This window comes from Devosia sp. A449, assembly GCF_054489375.1.
This window is the reverse complement of the sequence record NZ_JBTMWU010000006.1, coordinates 16,206-42,296: the sequence shown is the minus strand read 5'-3', so window position 1 is coordinate 42,296 and position 26,091 is coordinate 16,206. Positions and strand designations below refer to the sequence as shown.

General features: G+C 63.1%; 24 protein-coding genes. 16 read left to right on the top strand and 8 right to left on the bottom strand.

What is annotated here, in order from left to right; genetic code table 11:
• Window positions 1-11: 11 nt before the first annotated feature.
• A complete protein-coding gene (locus ACX3OW_RS15955; RefSeq protein WP_459096786.1) occupies window positions 12-749 on the bottom strand; it encodes an SDR family oxidoreductase in 738 nt (245 codons plus the stop codon).
• A 454-nt stretch (window positions 750-1,203) separates the two neighbouring features.
• On the opposite strand from ACX3OW_RS15955, the gene ACX3OW_RS15950 reads away from it, so the two are divergent.
• From ACX3OW_RS15950 to ACX3OW_RS15940, 3 genes are all read left to right on the top strand, one after another.
• The gene (locus tag ACX3OW_RS15950) at window positions 1,204-2,637 is read left to right on the top strand and encodes a hypothetical protein (protein ID WP_459096785.1); all 1,434 of its coding nucleotides are present in this window, start codon (window positions 1,204-1,206) and stop codon (window positions 2,635-2,637) included.
• A 304-nt stretch (window positions 2,638-2,941) separates the two neighbouring features.
• A complete protein-coding gene (locus ACX3OW_RS15945) occupies window positions 2,942-5,524 on the top strand; it encodes an OmpA family protein (protein WP_459096784.1) in 2,583 nt (860 codons plus the stop codon).
• A 129-nt stretch (window positions 5,525-5,653) separates the two neighbouring features.
• Complete coding sequence (locus tag ACX3OW_RS15940) at window positions 5,654-5,812, top strand: hypothetical protein (RefSeq protein WP_459096783.1); 159 nt, start codon at window positions 5,654-5,656, stop codon at window positions 5,810-5,812.
• A gap of 60 nt (window positions 5,813-5,872) precedes the next feature.
• On the opposite strand, the gene ACX3OW_RS15935 is transcribed toward ACX3OW_RS15940, so the two are convergent.
• Window positions 5,873-6,811 carry an alpha/beta fold hydrolase gene (locus tag ACX3OW_RS15935; protein ID WP_459096782.1) on the bottom strand — a complete coding sequence of 313 codons (939 nt, stop codon included), beginning with the start codon at window positions 6,809-6,811 and terminating at the stop codon, window positions 5,873-5,875.
• Window positions 6,812-6,861: 50 nt separating this feature from the next.
• On the bottom strand, window positions 6,862-8,889 hold the full coding sequence (locus ACX3OW_RS15930) for a lytic transglycosylase domain-containing protein (RefSeq protein WP_459096781.1): 2,028 nt from the start codon (window positions 8,887-8,889) through the stop codon (window positions 6,862-6,864).
• Window positions 8,890-9,138: 249 nt separating this feature from the next.
• Between ACX3OW_RS15930 and dapA the strand changes: the two genes are divergently transcribed.
• Complete coding sequence (gene dapA, locus ACX3OW_RS15925; RefSeq protein ID WP_459096780.1) at window positions 9,139-10,014, top strand: 4-hydroxy-tetrahydrodipicolinate synthase; 876 nt, start codon at window positions 9,139-9,141, stop codon at window positions 10,012-10,014.
• Window positions 10,015-10,019: 5 nt separating this feature from the next.
• Window positions 10,020-10,517: an SsrA-binding protein SmpB gene (gene smpB / locus ACX3OW_RS15920; RefSeq protein ID WP_459096779.1), complete on the top strand. Its 498-nt coding sequence runs from the start codon at window positions 10,020-10,022 to the stop codon at window positions 10,515-10,517.
• Between the two features lie 163 nt (window positions 10,518-10,680).
• Here smpB and ACX3OW_RS15915 read toward each other — a convergent pair whose 3' ends face one another.
• Window positions 10,681-11,262, bottom strand: a complete 582-nt coding sequence (locus tag ACX3OW_RS15915; RefSeq protein WP_459096778.1) for a LabA-like NYN domain-containing protein — start codon at window positions 11,260-11,262, stop codon at window positions 10,681-10,683.
• Window positions 11,263-11,506: 244 nt separating this feature from the next.
• Here ACX3OW_RS15915 and rpoZ point away from each other — a divergent pair, with 244 nt between their 5' ends.
• The 10 genes from rpoZ (at window position 11,507) to ACX3OW_RS15865 (ending at window position 21,873) form a co-directional block, all read left to right on the top strand.
• A complete protein-coding gene (rpoZ, locus tag ACX3OW_RS15910; protein WP_459096777.1) occupies window positions 11,507-11,869 on the top strand; it encodes a DNA-directed RNA polymerase subunit omega in 363 nt (120 codons plus the stop codon).
• Between the two features lie 313 nt (window positions 11,870-12,182).
• Window positions 12,183-14,471: a RelA/SpoT family protein gene (locus ACX3OW_RS15905; RefSeq protein ID WP_459096776.1), complete on the top strand. Its 2,289-nt coding sequence runs from the start codon at window positions 12,183-12,185 to the stop codon at window positions 14,469-14,471.
• Window positions 14,458-15,051 (top strand): orotate phosphoribosyltransferase, encoded by a 594-nt coding sequence (gene pyrE, locus ACX3OW_RS15900; RefSeq protein WP_459096775.1) that lies wholly within the window; start codon window positions 14,458-14,460, stop codon window positions 15,049-15,051. Before ACX3OW_RS15905 ends, pyrE begins: the two co-directional genes overlap by 14 nt.
• 109 nt (window positions 15,052-15,160) lie before the next feature.
• On the top strand, window positions 15,161-15,571 hold the full coding sequence (acpS, locus tag ACX3OW_RS15895; RefSeq protein WP_459096774.1) for a holo-ACP synthase: 411 nt from the start codon (window positions 15,161-15,163) through the stop codon (window positions 15,569-15,571).
• 87 nt (window positions 15,572-15,658) lie between these two features.
• Entirely contained in the window at window positions 15,659-16,453 is a 795-nt protein-coding gene (gene lepB / locus ACX3OW_RS15890) for a signal peptidase I (RefSeq protein WP_459096773.1), read from the top strand.
• Window positions 16,450-17,169, top strand: a complete 720-nt coding sequence (rnc, locus tag ACX3OW_RS15885; RefSeq protein WP_459096772.1) for a ribonuclease III — start codon at window positions 16,450-16,452, stop codon at window positions 17,167-17,169. The genes lepB and rnc overlap by 4 nt, the downstream gene beginning before the upstream one ends.
• Window positions 17,166-18,107 (top strand): GTPase Era, encoded by a 942-nt coding sequence (era, locus tag ACX3OW_RS15880; protein ID WP_459096771.1) that lies wholly within the window; start codon window positions 17,166-17,168, stop codon window positions 18,105-18,107. The genes rnc and era overlap by 4 nt, the downstream gene beginning before the upstream one ends.
• 62 nt (window positions 18,108-18,169) lie before the next feature.
• The gene (recO, locus tag ACX3OW_RS15875) at window positions 18,170-18,880 is read left to right on the top strand and encodes a DNA repair protein RecO (RefSeq protein WP_459096770.1); all 711 of its coding nucleotides are present in this window, start codon (window positions 18,170-18,172) and stop codon (window positions 18,878-18,880) included.
• A gap of 265 nt (window positions 18,881-19,145) precedes the next feature.
• Window positions 19,146-21,416 (top strand): DNA topoisomerase IV subunit A, encoded by a 2,271-nt coding sequence (gene parC / locus ACX3OW_RS15870; protein ID WP_459096769.1) that lies wholly within the window; start codon window positions 19,146-19,148, stop codon window positions 21,414-21,416.
• A gap of 127 nt (window positions 21,417-21,543) precedes the next feature.
• The gene (locus ACX3OW_RS15865; RefSeq protein ID WP_459096768.1) at window positions 21,544-21,873 is read left to right on the top strand and encodes a Dabb family protein; all 330 of its coding nucleotides are present in this window, start codon (window positions 21,544-21,546) and stop codon (window positions 21,871-21,873) included.
• Between the two features lie 3 nt (window positions 21,874-21,876).
• On the opposite strand, the gene ACX3OW_RS15860 is transcribed toward ACX3OW_RS15865, so the two are convergent.
• The 4 genes from ACX3OW_RS15860 to hemB all read right to left on the bottom strand — a co-directional run bounded on the left by ACX3OW_RS15860 (window position 21,877) and on the right by hemB (window position 25,517).
• On the bottom strand, window positions 21,877-22,866 hold the full coding sequence (locus ACX3OW_RS15860; RefSeq protein ID WP_459096767.1) for an endonuclease/exonuclease/phosphatase family protein: 990 nt from the start codon (window positions 22,864-22,866) through the stop codon (window positions 21,877-21,879).
• Window positions 22,867-22,986: 120 nt separating this feature from the next.
• Window positions 22,987-23,715, bottom strand: coding sequence for an arginyltransferase (locus tag ACX3OW_RS15855; protein WP_459096766.1), 729 nt, complete (start codon window positions 23,713-23,715; stop codon window positions 22,987-22,989).
• A 60-nt stretch (window positions 23,716-23,775) separates the two neighbouring features.
• Window positions 23,776-24,288 (bottom strand): RDD family protein, encoded by a 513-nt coding sequence (locus ACX3OW_RS15850; RefSeq protein WP_459096765.1) that lies wholly within the window; start codon window positions 24,286-24,288, stop codon window positions 23,776-23,778.
• 215 nt (window positions 24,289-24,503) lie between these two features.
• Window positions 24,504-25,517 carry a porphobilinogen synthase gene (gene hemB, locus ACX3OW_RS15845; protein WP_459096764.1) on the bottom strand — a complete coding sequence of 338 codons (1,014 nt, stop codon included), beginning with the start codon at window positions 25,515-25,517 and terminating at the stop codon, window positions 24,504-24,506.
• 100 nt (window positions 25,518-25,617) lie between these two features.
• On the opposite strand from hemB, the gene ACX3OW_RS15840 reads away from it, so the two are divergent.
• Complete coding sequence (locus ACX3OW_RS15840) at window positions 25,618-26,007, top strand: hypothetical protein (protein ID WP_459096763.1); 390 nt, start codon at window positions 25,618-25,620, stop codon at window positions 26,005-26,007.
• Window positions 26,008-26,091 lie beyond the last annotated feature (84 nt).

Here is a 26,091-nt window from a genome sequence, read left to right as displayed (position 1 = left end):
GGGCGAGGGGGCTACCCTCGCCCGATATAGGGCATGGTCGTCGCCATTACGGTCATGAACTGCACATTGGCCGCCAGCGGCAGCCCGGCCATATAGAGCAGGGCATCCACCACATGGCGCACGTCAAAGACCGGCTCGGGCAGGATGGTGCCATTGGCCTGCAATACGCCGCTACCGATTTCCGTTGTCATATCGGTGGCGGCATTGCCGATATCGATCTGCCCACAGGCGATGGAGAAGGCCCGCCCATCGAGCGAGATCGCCTTGGTTAGTCCGGTGATGGCATGCTTGGTGGTGGTATAGGATGCGGCGCCGGGGCGCGGTGCATGGGCCGAGATCGAGCCATTGTTGATGATCCGCCCACCTTGCGGGACCTGGTCGCGCATGGCGCGGAACGCTTCGCGGGCGACATAGAAGGCGCCATTGAGATTGGTATCGACCATCTCGCGCCAGGTGAGCACGTCAAGATCGCCGAATGAAATCGCCGGGGCAAAGCGGCCGGCATTGTTGAACACCACATCGACCCGACCGTAGCGCTCCTTCACCCCGGCGAAGAACTGCGCCACGGCGGTCGGGTCGGTAACATCGCATGCCGCCCAATATCCGCCGGTCTCGCTGGCCACTGCCTGCAGCGCCTCGGCGCGCCGGCCGCAGATCGCCACCTGATAGCCCGCCTGGGCGAAACCCAGCGCCGCCGCCCGCCCGATGCCGGCACTGCCGCCCGTCACCACCGCAACCTTGTTCTGCATTGTCCTGCTCGCTCCAATTGTGGCGGTGCCTTGTAGTCTGCCGCGTTGAGTCCCGATTTTGCGCACATTGGGGCCGCATCAGCGCTGCGTCCATGGCAGAGCATTTTGTCCGCGGGGCCCGCAAAATAGCGCCCAAAATCTCCGTTTCTCGGCGCTAACCCCTTCAAAATGTGTGGATTTTAACGCATTGTTTAGCCGGGTTAACAGGTGGTTTCCATCTGTGTGCTGAATCTGCAACATACCGCTGGCAACCACATTGCTGGACCGCCAAAACGGCTTTTGCGCGATTGCGTCCTTTCCCGCCGTGCGTATGGTGGGTCTTGCGAATCCATGCATGGGATCGTTTGTCGGTCGCAGCGCGACGGCAACACACTGCACCACGAATAGTGTGGTCGCGTTACGACAAACCGCTGGGTAACCGGCACCAAGAATGACTGACTTTGGAGGTCAACTAATGAAACTCAAGAGCCTTATCCTCGGTTCTATCGCTGCTGCCGGTCTCTCGACCGCTGGCTTTGCTGCCGATCTGGGCGTCCTCACCTCGCTGGACGTTTGCGACGAGCTGGGCCTGTCGGGCCTGACCATTTCGTCCGACACCAACTGCCTGCAGATCTCGGGCTCGGTCTCGTACACCTTTGATTATGGCAACTGGAACGGCGCTGCCGAGAACATTGCCCGCACCCCGGTTGGCCAGGCTTTCCCTGCCGGCCTGAACAACGACGGCGTTCGCAACGTTGACACCCCCAGCGCTCTCGTTGGTGTTTCCAATCAGGATTGGGACTCGAAGGTCGAGACCTTCCTGAAGTTCGTTGGTACCGCTTCGAGCGATTTCGGTCCGGCCCGCGTCGTGATCAACCTGCGCCAGCGCGACTACATCCGCTCGCGCGATGCTGGAAGCATCGATCCGGCGACCGGTGTCGCGTATGTGAACGGCGACGCTCATCCCCTGCGCGCACAGGACGCTTATGTCCAGGTCGGCGACACCACCATCCTCAGCGCTGGTAAGAAGGGTTCGATCTTCAACGAAGGCGACGACGAGCCGTTCAACTTCACCGGCCTGTTCATGTCTGACGACGCCGACGTTGGCGTCTGGGAAGGTCCGGTCCGCAAGGGCGGTCACGTCATCCAGCTTGAGTCGCAGTTCGGCGAAGGCTTCGTTGGCAAGATCGGTCTTGAAGCTCTCGACCGCACCGGCGCCGACGCTGGTAGCCTGATTGGCGTGCTGCAGTATGCTGGTAGCGGCATCACCGCTCACGTCAGCGGCTCCGTCGGCGGCATTCTGGACGGCGTCCAGAACACCGGCGATACCTATGCTGTCCACGCTGGCATCACCGCCACCTTCGACGCATTCAAGCTCCGTGCAGCTGGTGCTGCCGGCGGCGGTTACGCTGCGGCTGGCAACTGGTCCTACTGGAACGGTCTGGTCTCGGGCGAAGCCAACTTTGACATGTTCAAGGTTGCTCTGTCCGGTGAATTCGCTGGCGGTACCGCTGTTGGTGGCCTTGCTCTCGACACCGACGCCGGCTTCGGCGGCTCGATCGGCGCCAAGGTTGCTGAAGGCATCGAAATCAACATCGGCGGTCGTTACTTCAACGATGGCACCAATGGCCGGGCTGATGGCTACCAGGTTGCAGCTCAGCTCGTTGCTGCTGTCACCGAAACCATCAAGATCACCGGTGAAATCGGCGTCTATGGCCATGGTGCCGACGATGTCGCGGTTCTTCTTCCTGCTGATGTTCGCAACGGCGGCGCTTCCTACTCCGACTTCTACGGTTCGGCCAAGCTCGGCTGGAACCCCGGCGGCGGCTTCGAGTCGTCGATCGGTGCCAAGGCACAGCAGAACGGTGCCTACAAGGTTACCTTCACTGCCAAGAAGGCTTTCGAGTAGTCCTTGGATTACTAGTCAATACGGAAAGGCCCGGCTCACGCCGGGCCTTTCTGCTTTTAGGCAATGCTGATGCTGACGAGCCGGTTTCTCCTCAGCTCTCCGCGGTGTCGGTTTTGCGACAGCGAAAACCGCCGTGCACCCACCGCCCGGCTTGATTCCGGTGTTTCCGCGTGGTGGATCAGCGTGGCGCTGGACAGCGTGAAATAATCTCACGCAAACAATCACTTACCGCAGGCATTTTCGTTTCCTCGACTCCTGAAATGCACTAGCCTTGCGGCAATTGCGGACATTCACTGGAACGAGAATGATCAGGGACCTCATCAAGTGGGTCGCACCGGGACTCGCCACTGTCCTGGGCGGCACAAGCCTGTGCCTGGCGATGACTTCGGGCGAGATCGCCACCGATTTGGCAGCAAAAAGCGCGACCGCCATGGCTGTCAGCGGCCATGACTGGGCCGAACTGGCGCTCGATGGCCGTGACCTGACCCTGAGCGGCACCGCGACCGACCCGATTGCGGTGAAGGCCGCGACGACACGCCTCGCCAGCATTGCTGGCTTGGGGCCGGTCACAACTGAGGTGGCCCTGGCGCCTTTGGCCAAGCCCTATCAGTTTACCGCCAGGATCAAGCAGGGCGCCGTCAGCCTTGCCGGCGGCGTGCCGGATGAAGCCACGCGACAGCGCCTATTGGCGCGCGCCGGTCTGACGCAGGGCGAGCTGGACTTGCGCTCGGGCATGCCGGAGCGGCGCAGCTGGGTTGCTGGCGCCGAATTCGCCATCGACCAGCTGCAATATTTCGACCAGGGGCAGGCTGTCATCTCCGATCTGACGGTTAACCTCAGTGGTCGCGCCAAATCCGAGCGCGCCTTTCGGGATCTGCTGATCGTCATGCGCGCCGGTGCGCCGGCAGGGGTGACGCTCGGCACAGTCGACATCACGCCCGCACTCGTTGCGCCCTATCAGTGGAGCGCCAGCTTTGATGGCAAGCGCATCGATGTCACCGGCTTTGTGCCCGATGATACCATGGCCGAGCGCTATCGCACCGCCGATGTCTCCGGCCTGCCAGTAGCCACCGGTCTGGCCTTGGGCTCCGGCGAACCCGCTGGTTTTGCAGAGCTTTCCCAGCAATTGATCGAGCAATTGGCCCGCCTCGATTACGGCACGGCCAGCATCACCGATAGTGACAGCACGCTGAGCGGCGCGCCGCCCTCGCTGGAAGTTGCCCAGGCCATTGTCGACACGCTGGCGCCCAGCGGCAGTATCGTGGTGCTCGAACCGCCCCGCATCGCCGAGTATTGGATGAGCGCCACCCGCCAGCCCGGCGGCGTCGTGGTTTTCGATGGCTATGCGCCCGACGAAGCCACCCGCGAAGCCTTCAGCCTGCTCGAAGGCGCCGATACCAGCTATCTCCAGCTGGGCCGTGGTGCCCCCGAACGCTATCGCTCGGGCGCCGATTTCGGTCTGGCGGCGCTCGCGCTGATGAGCGAGGGGCGCATAGCGCTCCGCGACAATGTGCTGACCATTGCCGGTATTGCCCGCTCCGGCGCAGATTATGCAGCGCTGCTGGCGATTTTGGCGGATCAGGCGCCGCAGGGCCTGGTGCTGGCCCGCGCCGAAATCGAAGCGCCGCGCGTCACCAATTATGACTGGTCGGCCACCAAGGATATTGCCGGAACCATCGCCCTCACCGGTGCCGTGCCAAGCCCGAATGACGCAGCGCTCCTGCTCAGCACAGCCGGGCAGGGCGCAACGGAAACAATGGCTTACGCCTCCGGCGCCCCGCGAGATTTTGTGGCCACCGCCCAGACCGGCCTCGGTCTGCTCCAGGGGCTGAGCGAGGGCAGGGTAGCTTATGACGGCCATGGTTGGACGTTGACCGGCACGGCCAGTTCGCCTTCCGCCAAAGCCGCGCTCGAAGCCGATTTCGTCAGCCGCCAGCTCGCGGCCAGCGGCTGGTCGATGGCTGTCGCTGAACCGCAGAGCGGAAACCCGACCGTCGCTATTGCTGAGCCCGAGATCGCTGAACCGGTGGTCGCTGAACCAGCCGTCGCCGAACCCGTCATCGCGGCGGAAGCTGCCCCGGTTGCAGCCCCACCCGCGCCGGCCATCGATCCCGATTATGCCTTCTCCGCCAGTCGCGCCGCCGATGGCACCGTCATTCTGAGCGGCCAACTGCCCACCGATGCGGCCATGCGCTATTTCGGCACCATCAGCGGCGGCGATTTTGCCGCGGTCAGTCTCGCCCAAGGCGCGCCGGCAGATTTCCTCGCGAGCGCCGAAACCGGCCTGCGCGCCCTGTTGCAGCTCAGCGAAGGTCAGATCAATTTTGCCAATGGCAACTGGTCCCTCAGTGGCGTTGCCGCTGATGCGACGACCCAGACCATGGTCCTGGCGGCGTTGAACGCCGATTCGGGCGCCGCGACATGGGGCGCAAGCGTCGAGCTACCGGCTCCCGCGCCAGAGCCGGAACCAGTTGCGGCGCCGAGCCAGCCGGTGGCGACGCTGCCTGTCGATATCACCGCCTGTGCCGCGCAAGTGGCTGATTTTTCGGCACGAAACGCCATTCTTTTCCAGTCGGGCGCGGCCATCATCGCGGCGGAATCCAATGCTGCGCTGGATGAATTGTCGATGTATCTGGCGGCCTGCCCGGATGCCGTGGTGCATGTCGAAGGCCACACCGATTCAGACGGCGACGAGGCGCTGAACCTGGCATTGTCTGTGGCTCGCGCCGAGGCCGTGGTCGGCGCGCTCGTGGCGCGTGGCATCGGGGCCGGGCGGCTCTATGCCATCGGCTATGGCGAGTCGGTGCCGGTGGCAGATAATGCCACGGCGCAGGGCAAGCGGCTCAACCGCCGCATCGTCGTCATCGTGCAGCCGCAGCACTTCTGAGACGGGCAAGCATGACGATGAATTGGAGTTCGCTGGGCTATCTGCTGGGCTTTTACTGGCCCTATCTGGCGGCAGCGGGGCTGATCGGCCTCGTTGTCGGCTGGCGCAGCTTTGCGCCGAGGGCGTGAGATGAGCAATCTGGCCCCTATCGGCGAAACCGCGCTGCTGCTGGCGGCGGCCTATCTCATCGGCTGCATCGTCGGCTATGGCCTGCGCCGCACGCTCCATGCCGCCCGCGGCACCAGGCAGGTTGGTCGGCCCGTTGAGGGCCACACCGGCACCCAATAACCCTGCTAAATCAAGACAATCGCGCGGTCGCTTGATTCAATGTGCCAGGTGCCGAGCACCCTAGGCCGCCCGGCCCAGCAATTGCGTGCTGGTGCGAATGACGAATTCGGCTACCGCTTCGATTTCCTCGCGTTGATCGAACAGCGCCGGCGAGCCTTGCCCGGCAATGGTCAGCGCCACCGCGTCAGGCCGGCGGCGGGTCATTTCATCGAAGGTTTCGCGGCGCAGCTGGTCGGTCAGCTGGGTGCGCAGCAGCATCAGCGGGGCGCAGCGCAATGCGTCGAACAGCGGCCATTGCGCCATCAGCACGTCATCGAAATTGATGCTGGCCAAGGCCTCGATCAGCCGGCGGTCATAAAGCGGTTTGGCGCGACCGCGCTTGTCGATGACGTGGCTGCGCGCCAATAGCGCATCCAGCCGCGTATCGGGCAGGCCGGGATAGTCGCCGCTCAGAATGCGCCGGAAGCCGGCCGAGACCGCCTTGGCGCCGCGCAGGCTCTCCACATGCGCCAGATTGTTGCGCAGCCGCACGATGCCACGCGAGTCGGTCACCGGGCCGGAATCGAGCAAGACGGTGCCGGCGATCAGCAGCGGGTGATTGGCCGATAGCATCATCGCCACCTGGCCGCCATGGCCCTGGCCCAGCACTACCGCCTTGCCAATGCCGAGCGCGGCCAGCACCGAGGCGACGTCGCGCGCATCGGCCGGCGAACCATAATCCTCGGCCCGTCGCCGGTCATCGGCGCGGCCCCGCCCCGGCAGATCGAGCAGCACCACCGGCCAGGCGCCGCCGCCAACGCGGCGGAAATAACCGGCGAATTCGGTGAAATCGCTCATATTGCGCTGATAGCCGGGAATGCAGATCACCGGCAGCCGCTGGCTCGAGAGCTGTCCGGCCACATGCACGACCGCGCATAGCCCGCCCGCCAGCGTCACCTGGGTGACCGGCAGTTCGGCAAAGGCGGGGTGATCGGCGGGAAATTTTCTGGGGCGGGGCATGGCAAATCTCGATGCGCCATTTTGCGGTAGTCGCCCCGCCGCCTCAAGCCTTATTGCGGGCGAATACTGCGCAATGCCTGTTGCAGTGTCACCGGGGCGTCGCCCAGCCGCTCGCGATACACCAGATAATTGCCCAGCACCCGCTTCACATAGGTCCGGGTTTCCTGAAACGGAATCAGTTCGACCCAGATCACCGGATCGACATTGGGCAGGCGCGGATCGCCATAGGCCTTGATCCATTTATTGGCATTGCCCGGCCCGGCATTATAGGCGGCCGCCGCGAGCACCAGCGAGCCGTCATAGCGATCCAGCTGCGTGCCGAGATAGGTCGAGCCCAACAGCGCATTATATTCGGCGTCGCTGACCAGCCGGCTGGGCGAATAGTCGACGCCAACCTTGCGGGCCACCTCCTGCGCCGTGCCCGGCATCAATTGCATCAGCCCGCGCGCGCCAACCGGCGACACGGCGTCGAGCTGAAACATCGATTCCTGCCGCGCCACGGCATAAACCGCCGCCCGGTCCGCTGCCAGCACGGCCGTATCGGGCAGGCTGGACTTGGGAAAGCTGAAACTGTCGAGCGGGGTGCCGCGCTGATCGGCCGTCGCGGCGATCGAAATCGCCAGCTGCGGCGCGCCGATTTCGGTCGCCAGCCGCGCCGCCAGCAGCAATTCGCCGCCGCCGGCCTGCGCCGTGCCGAAATTGCGCAGCAGTGGCAGGGCCAAATTGGCCTGGCCGTTATCGGCCAATAGGCGCACCGCCTGCACCACCGGATGAATATTGAACAGCGCCTCGCTGGGCTCGCTATCGGGCAGGGGCCGCAGCCCCACGCCAGCTTCGCCCAGCTCGGTGCGGGCCAGCTGGCCGTAATACACCACGCCATAACCGGCGGCGATTTGCAGCGCGGCGCGGGCGGCCTCGGTGTCGCCCAGCTTCAGTTCGGCCCGCGCCAGCCAGTAATTGGCCTGGGTGACAGTGTCGGGCAGGGTGGATAGGGCCGCCATGGCGGTGAAATGGGTTTTGGCGCTCGCCGCATCGTTGAGAAACGACAGGGCGATCCAACCAGCGTGGAAATGGGCCTCTACCAAGCGGCCTTCGGGGCCGGTGCTGTAGCCGGCGGCGGCCTGATAGGCCAGCTTTGGTTCTCCGATATCGAGCAGCTTGCGCACCAGCAATCGCCGCTCGGTCCACCATTCGGCGGCATCGGGCAGGTCCGCCGGGGCTTTGGCTAGCCAATCGACGGCGCTCTGCCACAGCTCGAACTGCCGCGCCCGCTGCACCCGCGAGAAGATGAAGACCGGGTTGGACCGCATCGACGGATCGACGCTGTCGAGCAGCTTTTTGGCGTCCGCATCCTTGCGCGCCACCGCAGCCCGCGCCACCACCAGCGATTGCTGGGCCGCGCTCAGATGCGGCAGCAACCGTTCGCTGGCCCGCGCCCGGTCATGCATCATCAAATGCACGGCACGGGCCCAATGCGCCTCGCGGTCGAGCAGGGGACCAAGCGTCTCGAGCACGGCGGCTTCCTGCGTCTCGGTCAGGAAATTGTCGACCCACAGGCTCTTGGCGATTCCGCCGGCGAGGCTGGTTTCACCCTGCGCCAGATAGGCACCGGCCAGCAGGATCTGCCCATCTATGGTATTGGGCGGGGCGTCGCCCAGGGCGGCTATGATCGCTGCCGGAGCGGGTTCGGCCTTGCTCAGCGATTGCTCGATGCGGGTGCGATAGAGGCTCGCAGCGGCGAAATCGGGGGCGTCAGCGGCGAATGTTTCGATGGTGGCAGCGTCGATGGCGCGGGGATTAAAATAGATCGCAGCCCACTGGATGGTGCGGCGCTCGGTATCGGGCAGCGTCGTCGCCTGCGCAAAAGCCACTGTCGCATCGCCGCTCACCAGCTCGGTCAGGGCGTCGCGGAAGCTCTGTGAGCCCTTGGCCTCGGCCGCGGGCGTGCCGCTGCTCGGCGGCAAGGCGCCGGTGGTTACCGGGTCGATCAGTTCATTGGTCGTCGCATGGGGAAGGGGGGCAAAGCTCGCCAGACCCAAAACCGCTGCGATGAGACCGGCTGCCAGTCGCCGTTGCATCTGCCGTCCTGCTGGTACGCATTTCTCGATCCAACAGGGTGCCCCCATCCTGCGGTTAAGCCATCGTTACCCAGTTTGGGTAAACACTCGGTTGCGGCGGCGATGTTTCCTGCGGGATGAAGCCAACGAAACATTGTCGCGGCGGCGAAGTGAAAGTATGGTGCGGCCCACAAATCAGCTGCCATCCAGGCAGTTCATACCATCCGGCCACGGCTGAACTGTGGCATTTAAATCAAGGACGTCCCGACAATGCTGCGAGGATCGATTACGGCGCTCATCACTCCCATGCTCAATGGGAACGTCGATGAGAAAGCCTTCGCCAGCTTTGTCGACTGGCAGATTGCTGAGGGCACCCATGGCCTGGTGCCGGTCGGCACCACCGGCGAAAGCCCCACGGTGAGCCATGAAGAGCATCGCCGCATCGTCGAAATCTGCGTCGAAGTCGCCAATAAGCGCGTTCCGGTGATTGCCGGCGCTGGCTCGAACTCGACCACTGAAGCCGTCGCCCTGGCCAAGTTCGCCGAAGAAATCGGCGCCGATGCCGTGCTGTCGGTCGTGCCCTATTACAATAAGCCCAATCAGGAAGGGCTGTTCCAGCACTTCTCCGCCGTGGCCAAGGCCGTGGGCATTCCGGTCATTCTCTATAGCGTTCCCAGCCGCACCACGGTCGATCTCACCGTCGACACCATTGCGCGCCTGCACGAAGCCCATGCCAATATCATCGGCGTCAAGGATGCGACGGCCGATCTGGGCCGGGCCAGCCTGCAGCGCGTCAAGCTTGGCGACGACTTCATCCTGCTCTCGGGCGAGGATATCACCGCGCTGGGCTTCAACGCCCATGGCGGCAATGGCTGTATCTCGGTGAGTTCCAACGTTGCGCCGCGCCTCTGCTCGCAGCTGCAGGAGCTGTCGCTGGCCGGCGATTTCGCCGCTGCCCGCGCCGTCCAGAACAAGCTGGTTTACCTGCACAAGAACATGTTCATCGAGCCCAGCCCGGCGCCGGTGAAATATGCCGCCAGCCGCCTCAACCTCTGCGCCAACGAGATGCGGCTGCCCGTCGTGCCGATGACGAAGGAAGGCGAAGCGGCGGTGGACTTTGCAATGCGGCACGCAGGCCTTATCTAGAGCCCATGGCACCCAAGAACGACAAAGCGAAAAACGGAGTGATCAGCCACGGTCTCGTGGCTGAAAACCGTCGCTCGCGCTACGACTATGAAATCGGCGAGACGCTTGAGGCCGGGCTGGTATTGACCGGCACCGAGGTCAAATCCCTGCGCCTGGGCAAAGCCCAGATCACCGAGGCCTATGCCTCGCCCGAAAAGGGCGAGCTGTGGCTGATCAACGCCCATATTCCTGAGTATCTGCAGGCTAACCGCTTCAACCACGAGGAGCGCCGTCCGCGTAAGCTCCTGGTCTCGCGCAAGCAACTGGCCCATCTCGACCAGGAAGTGTCCCGCGCCGGCAATACCATCGTGCCGCTCAAGCTGTTCTTCAACGACCAGGGCCGCGCCAAGGTGCTGATCGGCATCGGCAAGGGCAAGAAGAACTACGACAAGCGCGAAACCGAGCGCAACCGCGACTGGAACCGCGACAAATCCCGCATCATGAAAGAGGGCGGCCGGGGCTAAGGCTTCGCCTTCACCTGACTGGCCTATCCCCACCCACGATGTCACCCCGGCGTAGAGCCGGGGCCCATCCTGAGACCATGCCGGTGAACCCATCTCGAGATGGGTCCCGGCTCAGGGCCGGGATGACACCGCGTTTAGCTGCTGGAATTGTCGGGTGAGGGCGCTACTCGGCGTCGTCCGCCACCGGCGCAACCGGCGCCACCACCGGCCTCGTGCTCGGTGGGCGGCCGACCGTCTTGGCCAGGTCGGCGACGTCGATGAAGAAATCCGCCTGCCGGCGCAGATCGTCCGAAATCATCGGGGTGGAGGTGGTCAGTGTCGACACCACGGTCACGCGCTTGCCCTTGCGCTGCAGCGCCACCACCAGCGCGGTGAAGTCGCCATCGCCGGAAAACAACACCATGTGATCGTAATAGGGGGCCAGCTCCAGCGCATCGACGCAGAGCTCGATGTCCATATTGCCCTTCACCTTGCGGCGCCCGGTTGAGTCGGTGAACTCCTTGGCCGGCTTGGTTATGACGGTGAAGCCATTATAGTCGAGCCAGTCGATCAGGGGCCGGATCGACGAGTATTCCTGCTCCTCGATTAGCGCCGTGTAATAATTGGCGCGCAGCAGATAGGCCCTGGCGGCAAAATCGGCCAGCAGCTTGCGATAATCGATATCGACGCCGATGGCTTTGGACGTCGCATATAGATTGGCGCCGTCGATAAACAGCACGATTTTTTCGCGGGGGTCGATGGGCATCTCAAATCTCCCGATGGCGGTGTGCCCCGACTAGAACAAGTGCCACGAAAAAGTGGCTGGAATGGATGACTTAAATTCCGCAGAGAGCATTAATTTCGGTATTCGCATGTTTTCTGGCGGCGAGCAAGATATGGCTGAATGGGCGCTGCATGGCCGCTGCGCACAGAGCGGGGCAGGCAATCCTTGTGCCAGCCGGACCACTGGTGTATGGGATGCGTTCATTCCATAAGTTTTGGAGACGTTCGTGGCCCGCGTCACCGTTGAAGATTGCATTGAAAAGATCGAGAACCGCTTCGATCTCGTTCTCATGGCTGCCCACCGGGCGCGCATGATTTCGGCTGGCGCCCAGATCACCGTTCCGCGCGACAACGACAAGAATCCTGTTGTTGCGCTGCGTGAAATCGGCGACGGCGCCATTTCGCCCGACGATCTGCGTGAGGATCTGATCCACTCGCTGCAGAAATATGTCGAAGTCGACGAGCCCGAGAGCCATGCGGCTCCAATGATTGGTGGCGACGACGATTCGATCAGTTTCGATACCATCAGCGAAGAAGAACTGCTGCGCGGTATCGAAAGCCTGGCTCCGCCAGAGCGCCGCGACGACTAAATACGCGTCGTCTCGCGAAAATTATCAACACCCTCGGCGCCAGCCGGGGGTGTTTTTGTTTGATCCTGCCCAAACATCACCCGCGACAGCCTCGCCCATCAAGGGGGAGGTGCCGTTCCGTGCTTGGGGCAGCATGGTGCCAACTCCGCTGCGCTGTACCTCCCCCTTGATGGGGGAGGCTAGGAGGGGGTGGAGCCACAGCCGCGATACTCCCGTTCATCCCTCATCGCACCCCAGATACTCCGTCGCCGCCCTTTCCCATTTTCTTTCAAAGCGCTAAGCTCATTCCTTCGAGCGAGCGGCAGCCACCCCCATGATGCGTCAGTATGAGCTTGTCGAACGTGTTCAGGCTTACAATCCTGACGTCGACGAGCAGTTGTTGAATAAGGCCTATGTGTACGCCATGCAGAAGCATGGCTCGCAGAAGCGCGCCTCCGGCGACCCCTATTTCAATCATCCCCTCGAAGTGGCGGCCATCCTGACCGAGCTCAAGCTCGATGATGCCTCCATCGCTGTCGGCCTACTGCACGACACTATCGAGGATACCGACGCCACCCGCGCCGAAATCGATCAGCTGTTCGGCGCCGAAATCGGAGCCATTGTCGATGGCCTGACCAAGATCGACCGGCTGAACCTGGTGTCGCGCGAGGAAGCGCAGGCGGAAAACCTGCGCAAGCTGCTGCTGGCCATCAGCCAGGACGTGCGCGTTCTGCTGGTCAAGCTCGCCGACCGCCTGCACAATATGCGCACCCTGCATTATATGCCGCCCGAAAAGCGGACGCGTATCGCGCAGGAAACCATGGATATCTATGCGCCGCTCGCCGGCCGCATGGGTATGCAGGACATGCGCAACGAGCTGGAGAATATCTCCTTCAAGATCCTGCAGCCTGAGCATTATCAGGCCATCGTCACCCGCCTTGACGAAATGCAGGAAACCTATCGCGAAACCATCGCCACCATCTCGACCGAGCTGACCGAGCGGTTGTCCGCCGAAGGCATCACCGCGCGGGTCAAGGCGCGGGTGAAATCGCCCTTTTCGATCTTCAACAAGATCGAGCGCAAATCCATCGCGCTGGAACAGCTCTCCGACATGATCGGCTTCCGCGTCATCGTCGGCTCCATCGAGGAATGCTACCGCACCATCGGGGTGGTCCATACCAAATGGAAAGTCGTGCCCGGGCGCTTCAAGGACTATATCTCGGTCCCCAAGCATAACGACTACCAGTCGATCCACACCACCATTGTCGGCCCCGGCCGCCAGCGCGCCGAGCTGCAGATTCGCACCGAGGAAATGGATCTGGTCGCCGAGTTCGGCATCGCCGCCCATTCGCTCTACAAGGATGGCGCGTCGGCCGATCTCAGCCGCATCGAGAATGAATCGCAGGCCTATGGCTCGCTGCGCTCCACCATCGCCCACCTCACCACCGGCAATTCCTCCACCGAGGATTTCCTCGAATATACCAAGCTGGAGCTGTTCCAGGATCAGGTGTTCTGCTTCACCCCGCGCGGGCGGCTGATTGCCCTGCCGCGCGGCGCCACGCCCATCGACTTCGCCTATGCCCTGCATACCGATATCGGCGACACCACGGTTGGCGCCAAGATCAACGGCTCCATTCTGCCGCTGGTGACCCAGCTGCGCAGCGGCGACGAAGTCGAAATCATCCGCGACCAGAACCATCTGCCGCCGCTCAACTGGCTCGGCATTGCTGCCACCGGCAAGGCCCGCGCCGCCATTCGCCGTTCGGTGCGCCATGCCGCGACGCAGCGCGCGCTGGCGCTGGGCGAGCATGTGCTGGCCATGCTGCTTGAGCGCGAAGGCGTCATGCTCGATGACAGCGAGGCCAAGGCCTTGGCCGAGGCGCTGGCTTTGCCCAACCGGCGCGATCTGCTGATCGCCGTGGGTGAGGGCAAGATCGGCTCCGAGCCGCTGGCCGCCGAACTGGCTAAGCTCAAGGGGCTGCGCAAGCGTCGCCGCAAGCTCGATCTGCCGGTCGCCGACACCGCCGATGGCTGGTTTGCCCTGCGCTCCACCGACCTGTTCCGCTTCCGCGTGCCGGGCGGCCAGCGCTCGGGTCCGCGCGCCAAGGCGGCTTTGGCCCAGCTCGATTTCCATATGAATGTGGTGGTGTCGGGGGAGGGCGTCGTGCCCGGCGACCGGCTGGTCGGCATCCTGCAGCCCGATAGCCCGATGCTGGTCTATCCGATCCATTCCGAAGCGCTGATCGACAAGCATGACAGCGATGTGGCCTGGGTCGACGTGCGCTGGAACATCGCCAGCACTGATGATCGGCTCTATCCCACGGTCATCACCATGGAGAGCGTCAACAAGCCCGGCTCGCTGGCGCAGATTTCCTCGGCCATCGCCGCCTGCGACGCCAACATCAACAATCTCGTGATGCGGATGATTTCGCCCGACTTTCACCAGATGATCTTTGAAATCGAGGTGCGCGACCTTGCGCAACTGACCGATGTTCTGGCAACGCTCAAGCGCAGCCCCGGCCTCAGCGCCGTACAGCGCGCCGGTGTGCGCGAAGCGGGCATGATTTCGACCCTGGAATGGGACGGCAAGGTTGATAAGAGGTTTGTTGATGACGAAAGATGACGTGCTGGCGATTTTCCGGGAATGCGGCGCCATGCTCGAAGGCCATTTCATCCTGTCGTCGGGCTTGCGCTCGCCGGTGTTCCTGCAAAAGGCCAAAGTCTTTCAATACGCCGCCCAGACCGAAAAGCTGTGCAAGGCGCTGGCCGACAAGATTCGCGCCGAAGGCTTTGGCGACGCCACCAAGGTCGTTTCGCCCGCCATTGGCGGCATCATTCCCGGCTACGAAACCGCGCGCCAACTCGGCCTCCCGGCCCTTTATACCGAACGCGTCGACGGCAAATTCGAACTGCGCCGCGGCTTTGAAATTTCGCCTGACGACAAGGTGATCGTGGTGGAAGACATCGTCTCCACTGGCCTCTCCATCCGCGAATGCGTCGAAGCTTTGCGCGGCATCGGCGCCAATGTCATTGCCGCCGCCTGCCTGATCGACCGGTCCGGCGGCGAAGCCGATGTCGGCGTGCCGCTGGTCAGCCTCATCGAATTCAAGGTTCCCGCCTATCCCGCCGACCAACTCCCCCCCGAACTGGCAGCCATCCCCCCCATCAAGCCCGGCAGCCGCGGCATTCAGGGGGTGAAGTGATCCGCATCGTGCTTGTGGCACCCTTGTGCGACACAAACCGGCCCGATACCTCCCCCTTGATGGGGGAGGCTAGGAGGGGGTGGGGCCACACGTACGGAGCGGTGACCCCATGATCATCGGCCTAGGCTCCGACCTCTGCCAGATTGCGCGGGTGCAAAAGACCCTCGACCGCTATGGCGAGCGCTTCACCCAGCGCTGTTTTACCGAGATCGAGCGCCGCAAATCCGACCGCCGTGCTCAGCGCGCTGCCTCCTACGCCAAGCGCTTTGCTGCCAAGGAAGCCTGCTCCAAGGCGCTGGGTACCGGCATCAGCTGGGGCGTCTATTGGCGCGATATGGGCGTGGTGAACCTGCCCTCGGGCAAACCCACGATGAATTTGACCAATGGCGCGGCAAAAGCGCTGGCCCGGCTTGTGCCGCCCGGCCACGAAGCCCACATCCACCTGACCATCACTGACGATGCGGGCCTGGCCCAGGCTTTCGTCATCATCGAGGCGCTGCCCATTGCTCCGATACGCTAAGGTCATCGGCAATAGTTTCGCACGCATTGATTGCAATCGAAGCGCCAGCAGAATAACGCTGCCGCGCTACCTTTTTCGGGGAAATTCATGAGCCAGCCCACTGACAAGTCCATCAAGAAGGCCCCGGCCAATGAATGGGTCGAAACCATCGTCGTGGTGGTCGAGGCGCTGCTGATCGCCATCGTGCTGCGCTCGTTCCTCTACCAGCCCTTTTCCATCCCCACCGCCTCGATGCAGCAGACGCTGATGATCGGCGATTATTTCGTCGCCAATAAATTCGTCTGGGGCTACGGCAAGCATTCCTTCTCGCTCGGCCGCTACGGCGATTTCACCGCGCTGGATTTCGAACTGCCGATCAATAACCGTATTCTCGGCCGTGAGCCCAATCGCGGCGATGTCGCCGTGTTCCGCCCGGTGCCGCAGAATATGGAATATATCAAGCGCGTCGTCGGCCTGCCGGGCGATACCATCCAGGTCCAGCAGGGCCGGCTCTACATCAACGGCACCATGGTCGAACGCGAGGAAATCGGTAAGGCGCAGGATACCGACAGCAATGGCGATACCCGCGACGTCACGGTCTATCGCGAGACCTTCCCCGAGGGCTCGACCCACACCATTCAGGAAATCTCCGATAACGGCCCGCTCGACAACACCTCCGAATATGTCGTGCCCGCCGGCCATTACTTCATGATGGGTGACAACCGCGACCGATCTGCCGATAGCCGCGTGCTGAGCCAGGTCGGCTATGTGCCGGCGATCAATCTGATCGCCAAGGCCGAAGCGCGCTTCTTCTCCATCAAGGACAATCTGCCGCCCTGGCAGCTGTGGCAGTGGCCGGCCAATGTGCGCTGGGACCGCATGTTCCAGTCGATCGATCGATGAGTCGTGCCGCGCGCAGCCATGAAAAACTGCAATTCCGGCTCGGCTATAAATTTGCCGATCCGGAACTGCTGAACCGCGCGCTCACCCATTCCAGCGCCGTCTCTCCGGCGCGGCGCATCGAGCGCTCCTATCAGCGCCTCGAATTTCTCGGCGACCGCGTGCTGGGGCTCGTTGTCGCCGACATGCTGTATCGCCGCTATCCCAAGGCCAATGAGGGCGAGCTGAGCCGCACCCTCAATACGCTGGTGCGCAAGGAAACCTGCGCCATCATTGCCCGCACCCTCGATCTGGGCAGTGAGATGATTTTGGGCGAGAGCGAAGCCCGCACGGGCGGCGCCGAAAAGGAAGCCATTCTCGGCGACGTGACCGAAGCGGTCATCGGCGCGATTTATTGCGACGGCGGCATGAACAAGGCTTATGAATTCGTCGAGCGCATGTTCGAGGAATTTCTCGCCGACGGCCAGGCCAACAAGGCCGATGCCAAGACCACCCTGCAGGAATGGGCCCAGGCCCGGGGCCTCGAACCGCCGACCTATACCCAGACTGACCGGCGTGGTCCCGACCACGCCCCCGAATTCACCATCACTGTCACTCTGGGCGAATTTGAACCGCTGAGCGCCACCGGCCCTTCCAAGAAGATTGCCGAACACAAGGCCGCCGAGCTGTTTCTCATCGCCCAGCAGGTATGGCAGGAACCCAAAGGCACACCGCAATGACCGAATCCATCCCTCCCATCCCGACCATCGAACCGATCGACACCGCCTGCGGCTTCATCGCCCTGGTTGGTGCTCCCAATGCCGGCAAGTCGACCCTGCTCAACGCCCTGGTCGGCACCAAGGTTTCCATCGTCACCCACAAGGCGCAGACCACCCGCAGCCAGGTGCGCGGCGTGGTGACGCTCGACAAGGCCCAATTGGTGTTCATCGACACGCCCGGCATTTTCGCGCCCAAGCGCCGGCTCGACCGCGCCATGGTCGATAGCGCCTGGGGCGGGGCAGGGGATGCCGACATCGTCGCCCTGATTGTCGACGTTGACAGGGGTTTGACGGCGGAACTTGAATCTTTGCTTGAAGGGCTGGAGAACGTCCGCCACCCGCGCATCCTGATCCTCAACAAGATCGACACGGTCAAGAACGAGGAACTGCTCAAGCTTTCCGCCGCCATCAATGAAAAGCTGCGCTTCGAAGCGACCTTCATGATTTCGGCGCTCAAGGGCTATGGCGTTGCCGACTTCATGGAGTGGTGCATCAAGCACATTCCGCCCGGTCCCTGGCATTTCCCCGAGGATCACCTCACCGATCTGACCATGGCGATCACCGCCGCCGAGATCACCCGCGAGAAGCTGTTCCTGCGCGTCCACGACGAAATTCCCTACAACACTACGGTCGAAACCGAGTCCTTCAAGATCCAGAAGGACGGCTCCTACAAGATCGACCAGGTGGTCTATGTGACCCGCGACAGCCACAAGAAGATCGTGCTCGGTGCCGGCGGCCAGACCATCAAATCCATCGGCCAGGAGAGCCGCAAGGAATTGATGGAAATGTACGAGGTGCCGATTCACCTCTTCCTCTTCGTCAAAGTCCGCGAAAAGTGGGGCGACGACCCCGAACGCTACCGCGAAATGGGCCTGGAATACCCCCATGGGAAGGGCTGACACGGCCCCGATCCTTCAGTCGTCACCCTTCTCCCCCTGTGGGAGAAGGGAAGGAAGTAGCCATGGAATGGACCGCTGACGCCCTGCTGATCGGCGTTCGTCGCCACGGCGAAAGCAGCGTCATTGCCGAGGCCATGGTCGCCGGGCGTGGGCGCTCCCTTGGCCTAGTGCGCGGCGGCCGTTCCAGCAAGCTCGCCGCCGCCCTACAGCCCGGCAATACCGTCCAGCTCACCTGGCGCGGCCGCCTCGAAAGCCACCTCGGCATTTTCACCGTCGAACTGCTGCAGGCCCGCGCCGCCGAACTGATCATCGACCGCACCCGGCTCTATCTCAGCCAGCTGGTTTGCGACCATCTCCGCCTGCTGCCCGAGCGCGATCCGCATGATCGCCTGCTCGGCATGGGCTTGCGTCTCATCGACGGCGCCCCCGACGGCGTGGCTCTGGCCCGGTTCGAGCTGGCCGTGCTCGACGAACTGGGCTTCGGCCTTGATCTCAGCGTCTGCGCCGTCACCGGCGTTACCGACGACCTCACCCACGTCTCGCCCAAAACCGGCCGCGCCGTCTGTCGCGCCGCCGCCGCGCCCTATCTTGACCGCCTGCTGCCGCTGCCCAGCTTCCTCACCGCCCGCGGCAATGCCAGCCCCCACGACATCGGCGACGCCCTCCGCCTCAGCGGCCACTTCCTCGACCTGCACATCTGGGCCCCCCGCGAGCTGGCCCACCCGGCCACCCGGGAACTGCTGATCGAGGCTCTGTCCCGCGACGAAGGCTAGTGATCTCCAATCACCCCCTCCCATCCTCCCCCATCAAGGGGGAGGTGTCTGATCGTGTATGAGGCACCATCGAGCCAGACCCCACCGGCCGATACCTCCCCCTTGATGGGGGAGGCTAGGAGGGGGTGGAGCCCCGCCCGCCGACTTCAGTGCTTCCCACCCCCGATAATCATGTGGAAAGCGCGCGGAACCGCCATTTATCGTGAGGCGGAGAGCCCCGCCCGCTATACTGCTTTCCTGATTCGTTCCTCTGGAAGCCTTGCCGATGTCCGACGCCGATACCTTGCCGCCTGCCGACGACCAGCGCGTCGTCGATCTCAAGCAGGCGCTTGAGGAGCGGTACCTCTCTTACGCTCTCTCGACCATCACCCAGCGGGCGCTGCCCGACGTGCGCGACGGCCTCAAGCCGGTGCACCGCCGCATCATCCATGCGATGCGTCTGCTCAAGCTCGATCCGGGGCAGGGCTACAAGAAATCGGCCCGTATCGTCGGTGACGTGATCGGTAAGTTCCATCCCCATGGCGACCAGTCGATCTATGACGCGCTGGTGCGGCTGGCGCAGGATTTTGCCCAGCGTTACCCGCTGGTCGATGGCCAGGGCAATTTTGGCAATATCGACGGCGATAGCGCCGCGGCGATGCGGTACACCGAAAGCCGCATGACCGACGTGGCGATGCGCCTGCTGGAAGGCATCACCGAAAACGCCATCGACTTCAAGGCGACCTATGACGGCGAAGACGAAGAGCCGATCGTGCTCCCGTCCAACTTCCCCAACCTGCTCGCCAACGGGTCCACCGGCATTGCCGTGGGCATGGCGACCTCGATTCCGCCGCATAATATTTCCGAGCTGTGCGATGCGGCGCTGCATCTTATCAATGTGAATCCAGAAGCTTCGGCCCAGGACCTGACTCAATTCGTCAAGGGCCCGGATTTCCCCACCGGCGGCATTCTGGTCGAATCGGCCTCGTCCATTGCCCATTCCTACGCCACCGGGCGCGGCTCGTTCCGGCTACGCGCCAAGTGGGAAGTCGAGGAAAGCGCCCGTGGCGTTTACCTGATCGTGGTCACCGAGATTCCCTACGGCATTCCCAAGTCGCGGCTGGTCGAAAAGATCGCCGAACTGCTGCTGGCCAAAAAGCTGCCTTTGCTCAAGGACGTGCGCGACGAAAGCTCGGACGATATCCGTCTGGTGCTCGAACCGCGCGCCCGCACCGTCGATCCGGTGATCCTGATGGAGCAGTTGTTCAAGACCACTGATCTCGAAACCCGCTTTCCGCTCAATCTGAACGTGCTCGATCGCGGCACCGCGCCCAAGGTGATGAGCCTGGCCCAGGCCCTCAAGGCCTGGCTGGAGCACCGCAAGGAAGTGCTGGTTCGCCGCTCGACGCACCGGCTCGAGCAGATTGCCCACCGTCTGGAAGTGTTGGCCGGCTACATCATCGCCTATCTCAATCTCGATGAGGTGATCCGCATCATCCGCGAGGAGGATGATGCCAAGGCGTCACTGATGGCGACCTTCGAGCTGAGCGACGTGCAGGCCGAAGCCATCCTCAATATGCGGCTGCGGTCGTTGCGCAAGCTCGAGGAAATCGAGTTGCGCAAGGAGCACGGCACGCTGACCGACGAACAGGGCCATTTGCAGACCCTGCTCGCCTCCGACAAGCGCCAGTGGGGCGTCATCTCCAAGGAGATCGAGGCCCTCAAGAAAATCTATCCGTTGACCAATGCCGATGGCACGCCACACGCCCTCGGCGCCCGCCGCACCGAACTCAAGGATGCGCCGACCGCCGATCTGGCCGAGGTCACCGAAGCCTTTATCGAGCGCGAGCCGATCACCGTCATCCTCTCCGAAAAGGGCTGGATTCGCGCGCCGCGCGGTCACGCCGTTGAGGTCAATGACGAGAAGGGCTTCAAGGCCGGCGACCGGCTTAAGCTCTCGTTCAAATGCGAGACCACCGACAAGCTGCTGCTGCTCACCACCGGCGGCAAGGTCTATACTCTGTTCGGCGACAAGCTTCCGGGCGGGCGCGGCCAGGGCGAGCCGGTGCGCATCATGGTCGATATCGAGGAGGGGCAGGATATCGTCGATATCTTCGTCTATCGCCCCGGCCAGAAGCGCATCGTCGCCTCATCCACCGGCTACGGTTTCATCGTCGGCGAAGACGAGATGATCGCCAATACCCGCAAGGGCAAGCAGATCCTCAACGTCACCACGCCCGCCGAAGCCGCCTTGCTGGTCCCGGCCAATGGCGATCGCGTCGCGGTCATCGGCCAGAACCGCAAGCTGCTGGTGTTCCCGCTCGCCCAGCTGGCCGAAATGGGCCGTGGCAAGGGCGTCCGCCTGCAGCGCTACAAGGATGGCGGCATTTCCGACCTTAAGACCTTCTATGCCGCTGATGGCCTGACCTGGACCGACAGCTCCGGCCGCACCTTCACCAAGCCGATGGAAGAGCTGACCGACTGGCTCGGCGACCGCGCCACCGCCGGCCGCCAGCCCCCCAACGGCTTCCCGCGCAACAACAAGTTCGTCGGGTAAATCGCCCCTTCTTCCCTTCTCCCCTCGTGGGAGAAGGTGCCCGCAGGGCGGATGAGGGGGCCTAACCTCCATCGCGCCCCTCATCCGTCGCGCTGCGCGCGCCACCTTCTCTCACGAGGGGAGAAGGATGAAAGTGGAAGCCATGATCCGCCACTGCGTCTTCGTCAAATTCCGCCCCGAAATCAGCGCCGCCGAACGCGCTGACATCTATGCCGGGCTCAACGCACTGGTGGGCCAGATCGAGGGTCTGCTTTCGGCCGATTTCGGTCCCAATATCTCGCCCGAAGGCCACGCCAAGGGCTTCAATGACGGCTTCATCATGGACCTGGCCGACGAAGCCGCCCGTGATCGCTACCTCGTGGATCCCGCCCACAAAGCCGCTGGCGCCAAGCTGGTCGGCGCCCTGGAAGGCGGCCGCGAGGGCTTGCTGGTGTTCGATCTCAAGCTCGGCGCCTAGCCCTCACTCCACCGAAAAAATCATCACCACCGGCAGGTGATCGCTCGCCGTCGCCGCGCCGATATGAATGTCGTGCACCACGATGCCGCCTTTGGTCATCACATGGTCCAGCGGCAGGAACGGCACCGTGTCGCGCCAGTCCCCGAGATAATACCAGCTCATCGGAAAGGTGAGCAGGTTCATCGTCTGACGCACCAGCCCGTTCCGCGCCACGAAATCGCGCAGCGCGTAGGACCACGGCGTTGAGTTGAAATCTCCCGCCAGGATCACCGGGCCCTCGACTTTGGCCACCACCTCGGACAGCGCCGCCAGCTGCTCCTGCTGGCGTGAGACGGGGATCGGCCAATCCATATGGGTGGTGATCACCGAGAAGCTCTTGCCGGCCTCGGGATGGAATTTGGCCAGAATATGCGCTGTCCGCGTCGTGCCATAGGCATTGTCGGGACAGGCATCCGCGTCGGTCTGCTCGAATGGAATGCGCGAATACAGCCCCAGATTGGCGCGCTTGCCGCCCCGGCAGCGCACAAAATACGGATAGCGCGTCAGCAGAGCCGGATGCAGGTCGGTGGCCTGTTCGCCAAAATACTCCTGCAGCACGATGATGTCGGGATCTTCCGCGAAAATCGCGGCGGTGACCTTTTCCATCTCGTAATTCATGCCGAACAGATTATGCGTCATCAGCGTCACGCTGCCACTGCTGGGCGCTGCCGGCCGCGTCTGCAGCGAGCCGACATATTCGGGCAACATCACATTGGCCGACGCCGCAACGCCCACCACGGCATAGATGATCGCCACGCTGCGCAGCCGGCCACGCAGCAGCACGGCGAGGATCAGCAGCGCAATCGCCGTGCCCGGCAACAGAAAAATCTGCGCGTGATTGAGCAGGTCGAGTTCGGGCAGGGCAAAGCCGAACAGCGCCAGAATCGCCAGCGTGGCGACGCCCAGCGCGCCGAGAATGAGGCCCAGGCGGATCAGTTTAACAAGAAAAGACATGCGGCAGTCCGGCAGGGAAGGGAGGCGGGCGATAGCCGAGCTTTATGGCGCAACCATGCCAGCGGCAATGAAAAAAGGGCAACCGCGCGGTTACCCTTGATCCGAATTCTGCTGGATCGCCTAGTCGAGCCGGCACCAGCCGAGCGGACCCTTTTGCACTTCCAGCGGCTGATACAGCGCCTTGTAGGCCATCTTGGGGGAATCCTTCACCCAATAGCCGAGATAGACATAGCGCAAGCCGGCGGAGCGCACCTGCGCGATATGGTCGAGAATGAGGTAGGTCCCCAGGCTTCGCGGCGCCAGGTCGGGGTCGTAGAATGAATAGACCATCGACAGCCCATCCGGCATCACATCGGTCAGCGCCACCGCGATCAGCGTCTGGTCGGGATGGTCGCGCAGGCGATATTCCACCAGTACCGACTGCACCGGGGTATCCTCGACCATATATTCATAGTCGACGAAACTCATCTGGTTCATGCCGCCGCCGGCATGGCGCGATTCCAGATAGCGCTTGAACAGCTCATATTGTTCGCTGGTCGCTGTGGTCGGGCGCACTTCCACTGAGAGATCGTCATTGTGGCGCAACACGCGACGGAATCGACTCGATGCCTCGAATTCGTCGGCGACGATGCGCACCGACAGGCAGGCATTGCAGCCTTCGCAGGCCGGGCGATAGATCAGGTTCTGGCTGCGCCGGAAGCCGTTTTCGCTCAGCAGATGATGCAGGCTCGCCGCGCGGCGGCCCGTCAAATGGGTAAACAGCTTCCGCTCCTGCTTGCCCGGCAGATAGGGGCACGGCATGGCGGCGGTCAAAAACAGCTGCGTGGTTTCGGGCGTCTGGTCGGTCATCGAAGACCCTTAAGTGGCATCGGCAGGATGGTACTCCCCCCGGTCACCCCCGGCAACGCCTCAAAATGCCTCGGTCGCAGGACCTGAATGAGTCTGCCGCCAATGCCGCACCATCGGCGAGCGGCGCACCATCAGCGTACCCACCACCAGATCGTGGATCATCTGCCGGCGCGGCGTAAACAGCGCGAAGGCCAGCGACAGCGGCCAGGAAATCCAGGTGGTCAGCCAGAACACGGCGGCATGGATGATCGCCATCCACCCGTCGAGCGGCTGCCCGCGCGTCGGCGTCAGCACGATATCCATCATCTGCATGCCCAGCGTGGCGCGCTTCGACGAGCCGAGCGTCACGCCATAATAGACGATGATGGTGGCCGGCACGACGAACACCAGCGCCAACCAGGCCAGCCCGAAGGTCAGAAAGCCGGCGATGATCCCCACCATGGAAAAGCCGATGATCATCAGGCTCATCACGAACAGGTCGATGACAAACGCAATCACGCGGCGCGTCAGCACCCCCTCGAACAGTTCGGGGGCAGTGGCAGGATCGGGCAGGGTAGGGTTGCTCTGGTTCATGAGCAGAAGATTGTCACGGCCAGGGCAGGGTGCAAGAGGGCGGGCACGAAAATGTGCCCATCGAAATTGAGCTTGTGGCGAAATGGATTGCCCGGACAAGCCGGGCAATGACGATAGGAGGAAAACCCCGATCTTACCCCACCGTCATCACCGGGCTTGTCCCGGTGATCCATCCTCCAGGTAGCGGAGCGAGCCGTTTAGCCCCGATGCCGCTCTTACCGCCCCAACTCCCGCGCCACTTCCAGCGCAAAATACGTCAGCACCCCATTGGCCCCGGCGCGCTTGAACGCCCACAGGCTCTCCAGAATCGCCCCCTTGCGGTCGATCGCCCCGGCCGCAGCGGCCATCTCGATCATCGCGAATTCGCCACTCACCTGATAGGCGTAGATCGGAATGTTGAAGCTGTCCTTGGCCCGGCGCACGATGTCGAGATAGGGCAGGCCGGGCTTGACCATGACGCTGTCGGCGCCCTCGGCAATGTCCTGCTCGATCTCGCGCATCGCCTCGTCGGAATTGGCATAGTCCATCTGGTAGGTGCGCTTGTCGCCCTTGAGCCGGCTGCCCGAGCCGACGGCTTCGCGGAATGGCCCATAGTAATAGGACGCATATTTGGCCGCATAGGCCATGATCTGGGTCTGCTCGAACCCTTCGTCATCCAGCGCCTCGCGGATGGCGGCGACGCGGCCGTCCATCATATCCGAGGGGGCGATGATGTCGGCGCCCGCCTGGCTCTGCACCAGCGCCGAGCGGATCATTACCGCCACGGTCTCGTCATTGAGAATTTCCCCGTCGCGCACCAGCCCGTCCTGGCCGTCGCTGGAATATTCATCCAGCGCCACGTCGGCGATCAGCCCGATCTCGGGGACGGCACTCTTGATGGCCGACAGCGCCCGGCACATCAGATTGTCCGGGTTATAGGCTTCCGCGCCGTTTTCGCTGCGCAGATGGTCCGGCGTATTCGGAAACAGCGCCAGCGCCGGAATGCCCGCATCGCGCGCCGCCTTGGCGGCTTCGACGCATAGATCGACGCTCAGCCGCTCGACGCCCGGCATGGTGCGAATCTGGGTCTTCTCATTGTGCCCGTCGATGACGAAGAGCGGCCAGATCAGATCGGACGGCGTCAGCACGCTTTCGCGCACCATGGCCCGGCTCCATGCGGTGCGGCGGGTTCGGCGCAGGCGGCTGCCGCCGAGAAATGCCATGTCGTGCTTCTGCCAATCGTCGGCCATTGTAGGAGGCTCCTTATCGTGTGCGTCCGGTTTACCAGCGCTGTGTGCCTGCTCCAAGCTCCGGCTTGTCGCATCCCTCGCGTGCGGGTAGAAACCCAACATGGATTTCAACGCCCAGCCCATCGGCATCTATATCCGCATCGTCGCCATCATCAGCCTGTTGCTCGGGCTGAACGATGCGGCGCGTCTGCTCGGGGTCAATCTGGGTGCGGTCAGCCCGATCACCACCATGGGCATGACGGGCTTTGTCTATCTCGCCATATTCGGCCTCGCCCGGCTGTTTGCCGCGGTCGGGCTGTGGATCAAGGCGAGCTGGGGCGCGGTGCTGCTGGTGGGGGCCACCACGGTCGAGCTGGCGCTCTATCTGCTGGGCAATGCCGATGTGCGCATGACCGCCTTTGGCTTCGCCGTTCGGCTGGTGCTGCTGGCCTCCATCCTCATCATCTTCGTGCTGTCGGTCCGCCACCGCCGCGCCCGCGCCGCCGACTGAGCTTAGGGCCAAAAAGCCGTTTACACCCCCGTAAGGTTACAACTTTATGTACTGGTGTAACGAAGAATAAAGCCAAATTCTCAT

Bases quoted from the DNA above. Each gene is read 5' to 3' on its own strand.
- ACX3OW_RS15955 (WP_459096786.1), bottom strand. From the start codon at position 749: ATGCAGAACAAGGTTGCGGTGGTGACGGGCGGCAGTGCCGGCATCGGG.
- ACX3OW_RS15950 (WP_459096785.1), top strand. From the start codon at position 1,204: ATGAAACTCAAGAGCCTTATCCTCGGTTCTATCGCTGCTGCCGGTCTC.
- ACX3OW_RS15945 (WP_459096784.1), top strand. From the start codon at position 2,942: ATGATCAGGGACCTCATCAAGTGGGTCGCACCGGGACTCGCCACTGTC.
- ACX3OW_RS15940 (WP_459096783.1), top strand. From the start codon at position 5,654: ATGAGCAATCTGGCCCCTATCGGCGAAACCGCGCTGCTGCTGGCGGCG.
- ACX3OW_RS15935 (WP_459096782.1), bottom strand. From the start codon at position 6,811: ATGCCCCGCCCCAGAAAATTTCCCGCCGATCACCCCGCCTTTGCCGAA.
- ACX3OW_RS15930 (WP_459096781.1), bottom strand. From the start codon at position 8,889: ATGCAACGGCGACTGGCAGCCGGTCTCATCGCAGCGGTTTTGGGTCTG.
- dapA (WP_459096780.1), top strand. From the start codon at position 9,139: ATGCTGCGAGGATCGATTACGGCGCTCATCACTCCCATGCTCAATGGG.
- smpB (WP_459096779.1), top strand. From the start codon at position 10,020: ATGGCACCCAAGAACGACAAAGCGAAAAACGGAGTGATCAGCCACGGT.
- ACX3OW_RS15915 (WP_459096778.1), bottom strand. From the start codon at position 11,262: ATGCCCATCGACCCCCGCGAAAAAATCGTGCTGTTTATCGACGGCGCC.
- ACX3OW_RS15905 (WP_459096776.1), top strand. From the start codon at position 12,183: ATGATGCGTCAGTATGAGCTTGTCGAACGTGTTCAGGCTTACAATCCT.
- pyrE (WP_459096775.1), top strand. From the start codon at position 14,458: ATGACGAAAGATGACGTGCTGGCGATTTTCCGGGAATGCGGCGCCATG.
- acpS (WP_459096774.1), top strand. From the start codon at position 15,161: ATGATCATCGGCCTAGGCTCCGACCTCTGCCAGATTGCGCGGGTGCAA.
- lepB (WP_459096773.1), top strand. From the start codon at position 15,659: ATGAGCCAGCCCACTGACAAGTCCATCAAGAAGGCCCCGGCCAATGAA.
- rnc (WP_459096772.1), top strand. From the start codon at position 16,450: ATGAGTCGTGCCGCGCGCAGCCATGAAAAACTGCAATTCCGGCTCGGC.
- era (WP_459096771.1), top strand. From the start codon at position 17,166: ATGACCGAATCCATCCCTCCCATCCCGACCATCGAACCGATCGACACC.
- recO (WP_459096770.1), top strand. From the start codon at position 18,170: ATGGAATGGACCGCTGACGCCCTGCTGATCGGCGTTCGTCGCCACGGC.
- parC (WP_459096769.1), top strand. From the start codon at position 19,146: ATGTCCGACGCCGATACCTTGCCGCCTGCCGACGACCAGCGCGTCGTC.
- ACX3OW_RS15865 (WP_459096768.1), top strand. From the start codon at position 21,544: ATGAAAGTGGAAGCCATGATCCGCCACTGCGTCTTCGTCAAATTCCGC.
- ACX3OW_RS15860 (WP_459096767.1), bottom strand. From the start codon at position 22,866: ATGTCTTTTCTTGTTAAACTGATCCGCCTGGGCCTCATTCTCGGCGCG.
- ACX3OW_RS15855 (WP_459096766.1), bottom strand. From the start codon at position 23,715: ATGACCGACCAGACGCCCGAAACCACGCAGCTGTTTTTGACCGCCGCC.
- ACX3OW_RS15850 (WP_459096765.1), bottom strand. From the start codon at position 24,288: ATGAACCAGAGCAACCCTACCCTGCCCGATCCTGCCACTGCCCCCGAA.
- hemB (WP_459096764.1), bottom strand. From the start codon at position 25,517: ATGGCCGACGATTGGCAGAAGCACGACATGGCATTTCTCGGCGGCAGC.
- ACX3OW_RS15840 (WP_459096763.1), top strand. From the start codon at position 25,618: ATGGATTTCAACGCCCAGCCCATCGGCATCTATATCCGCATCGTCGCC.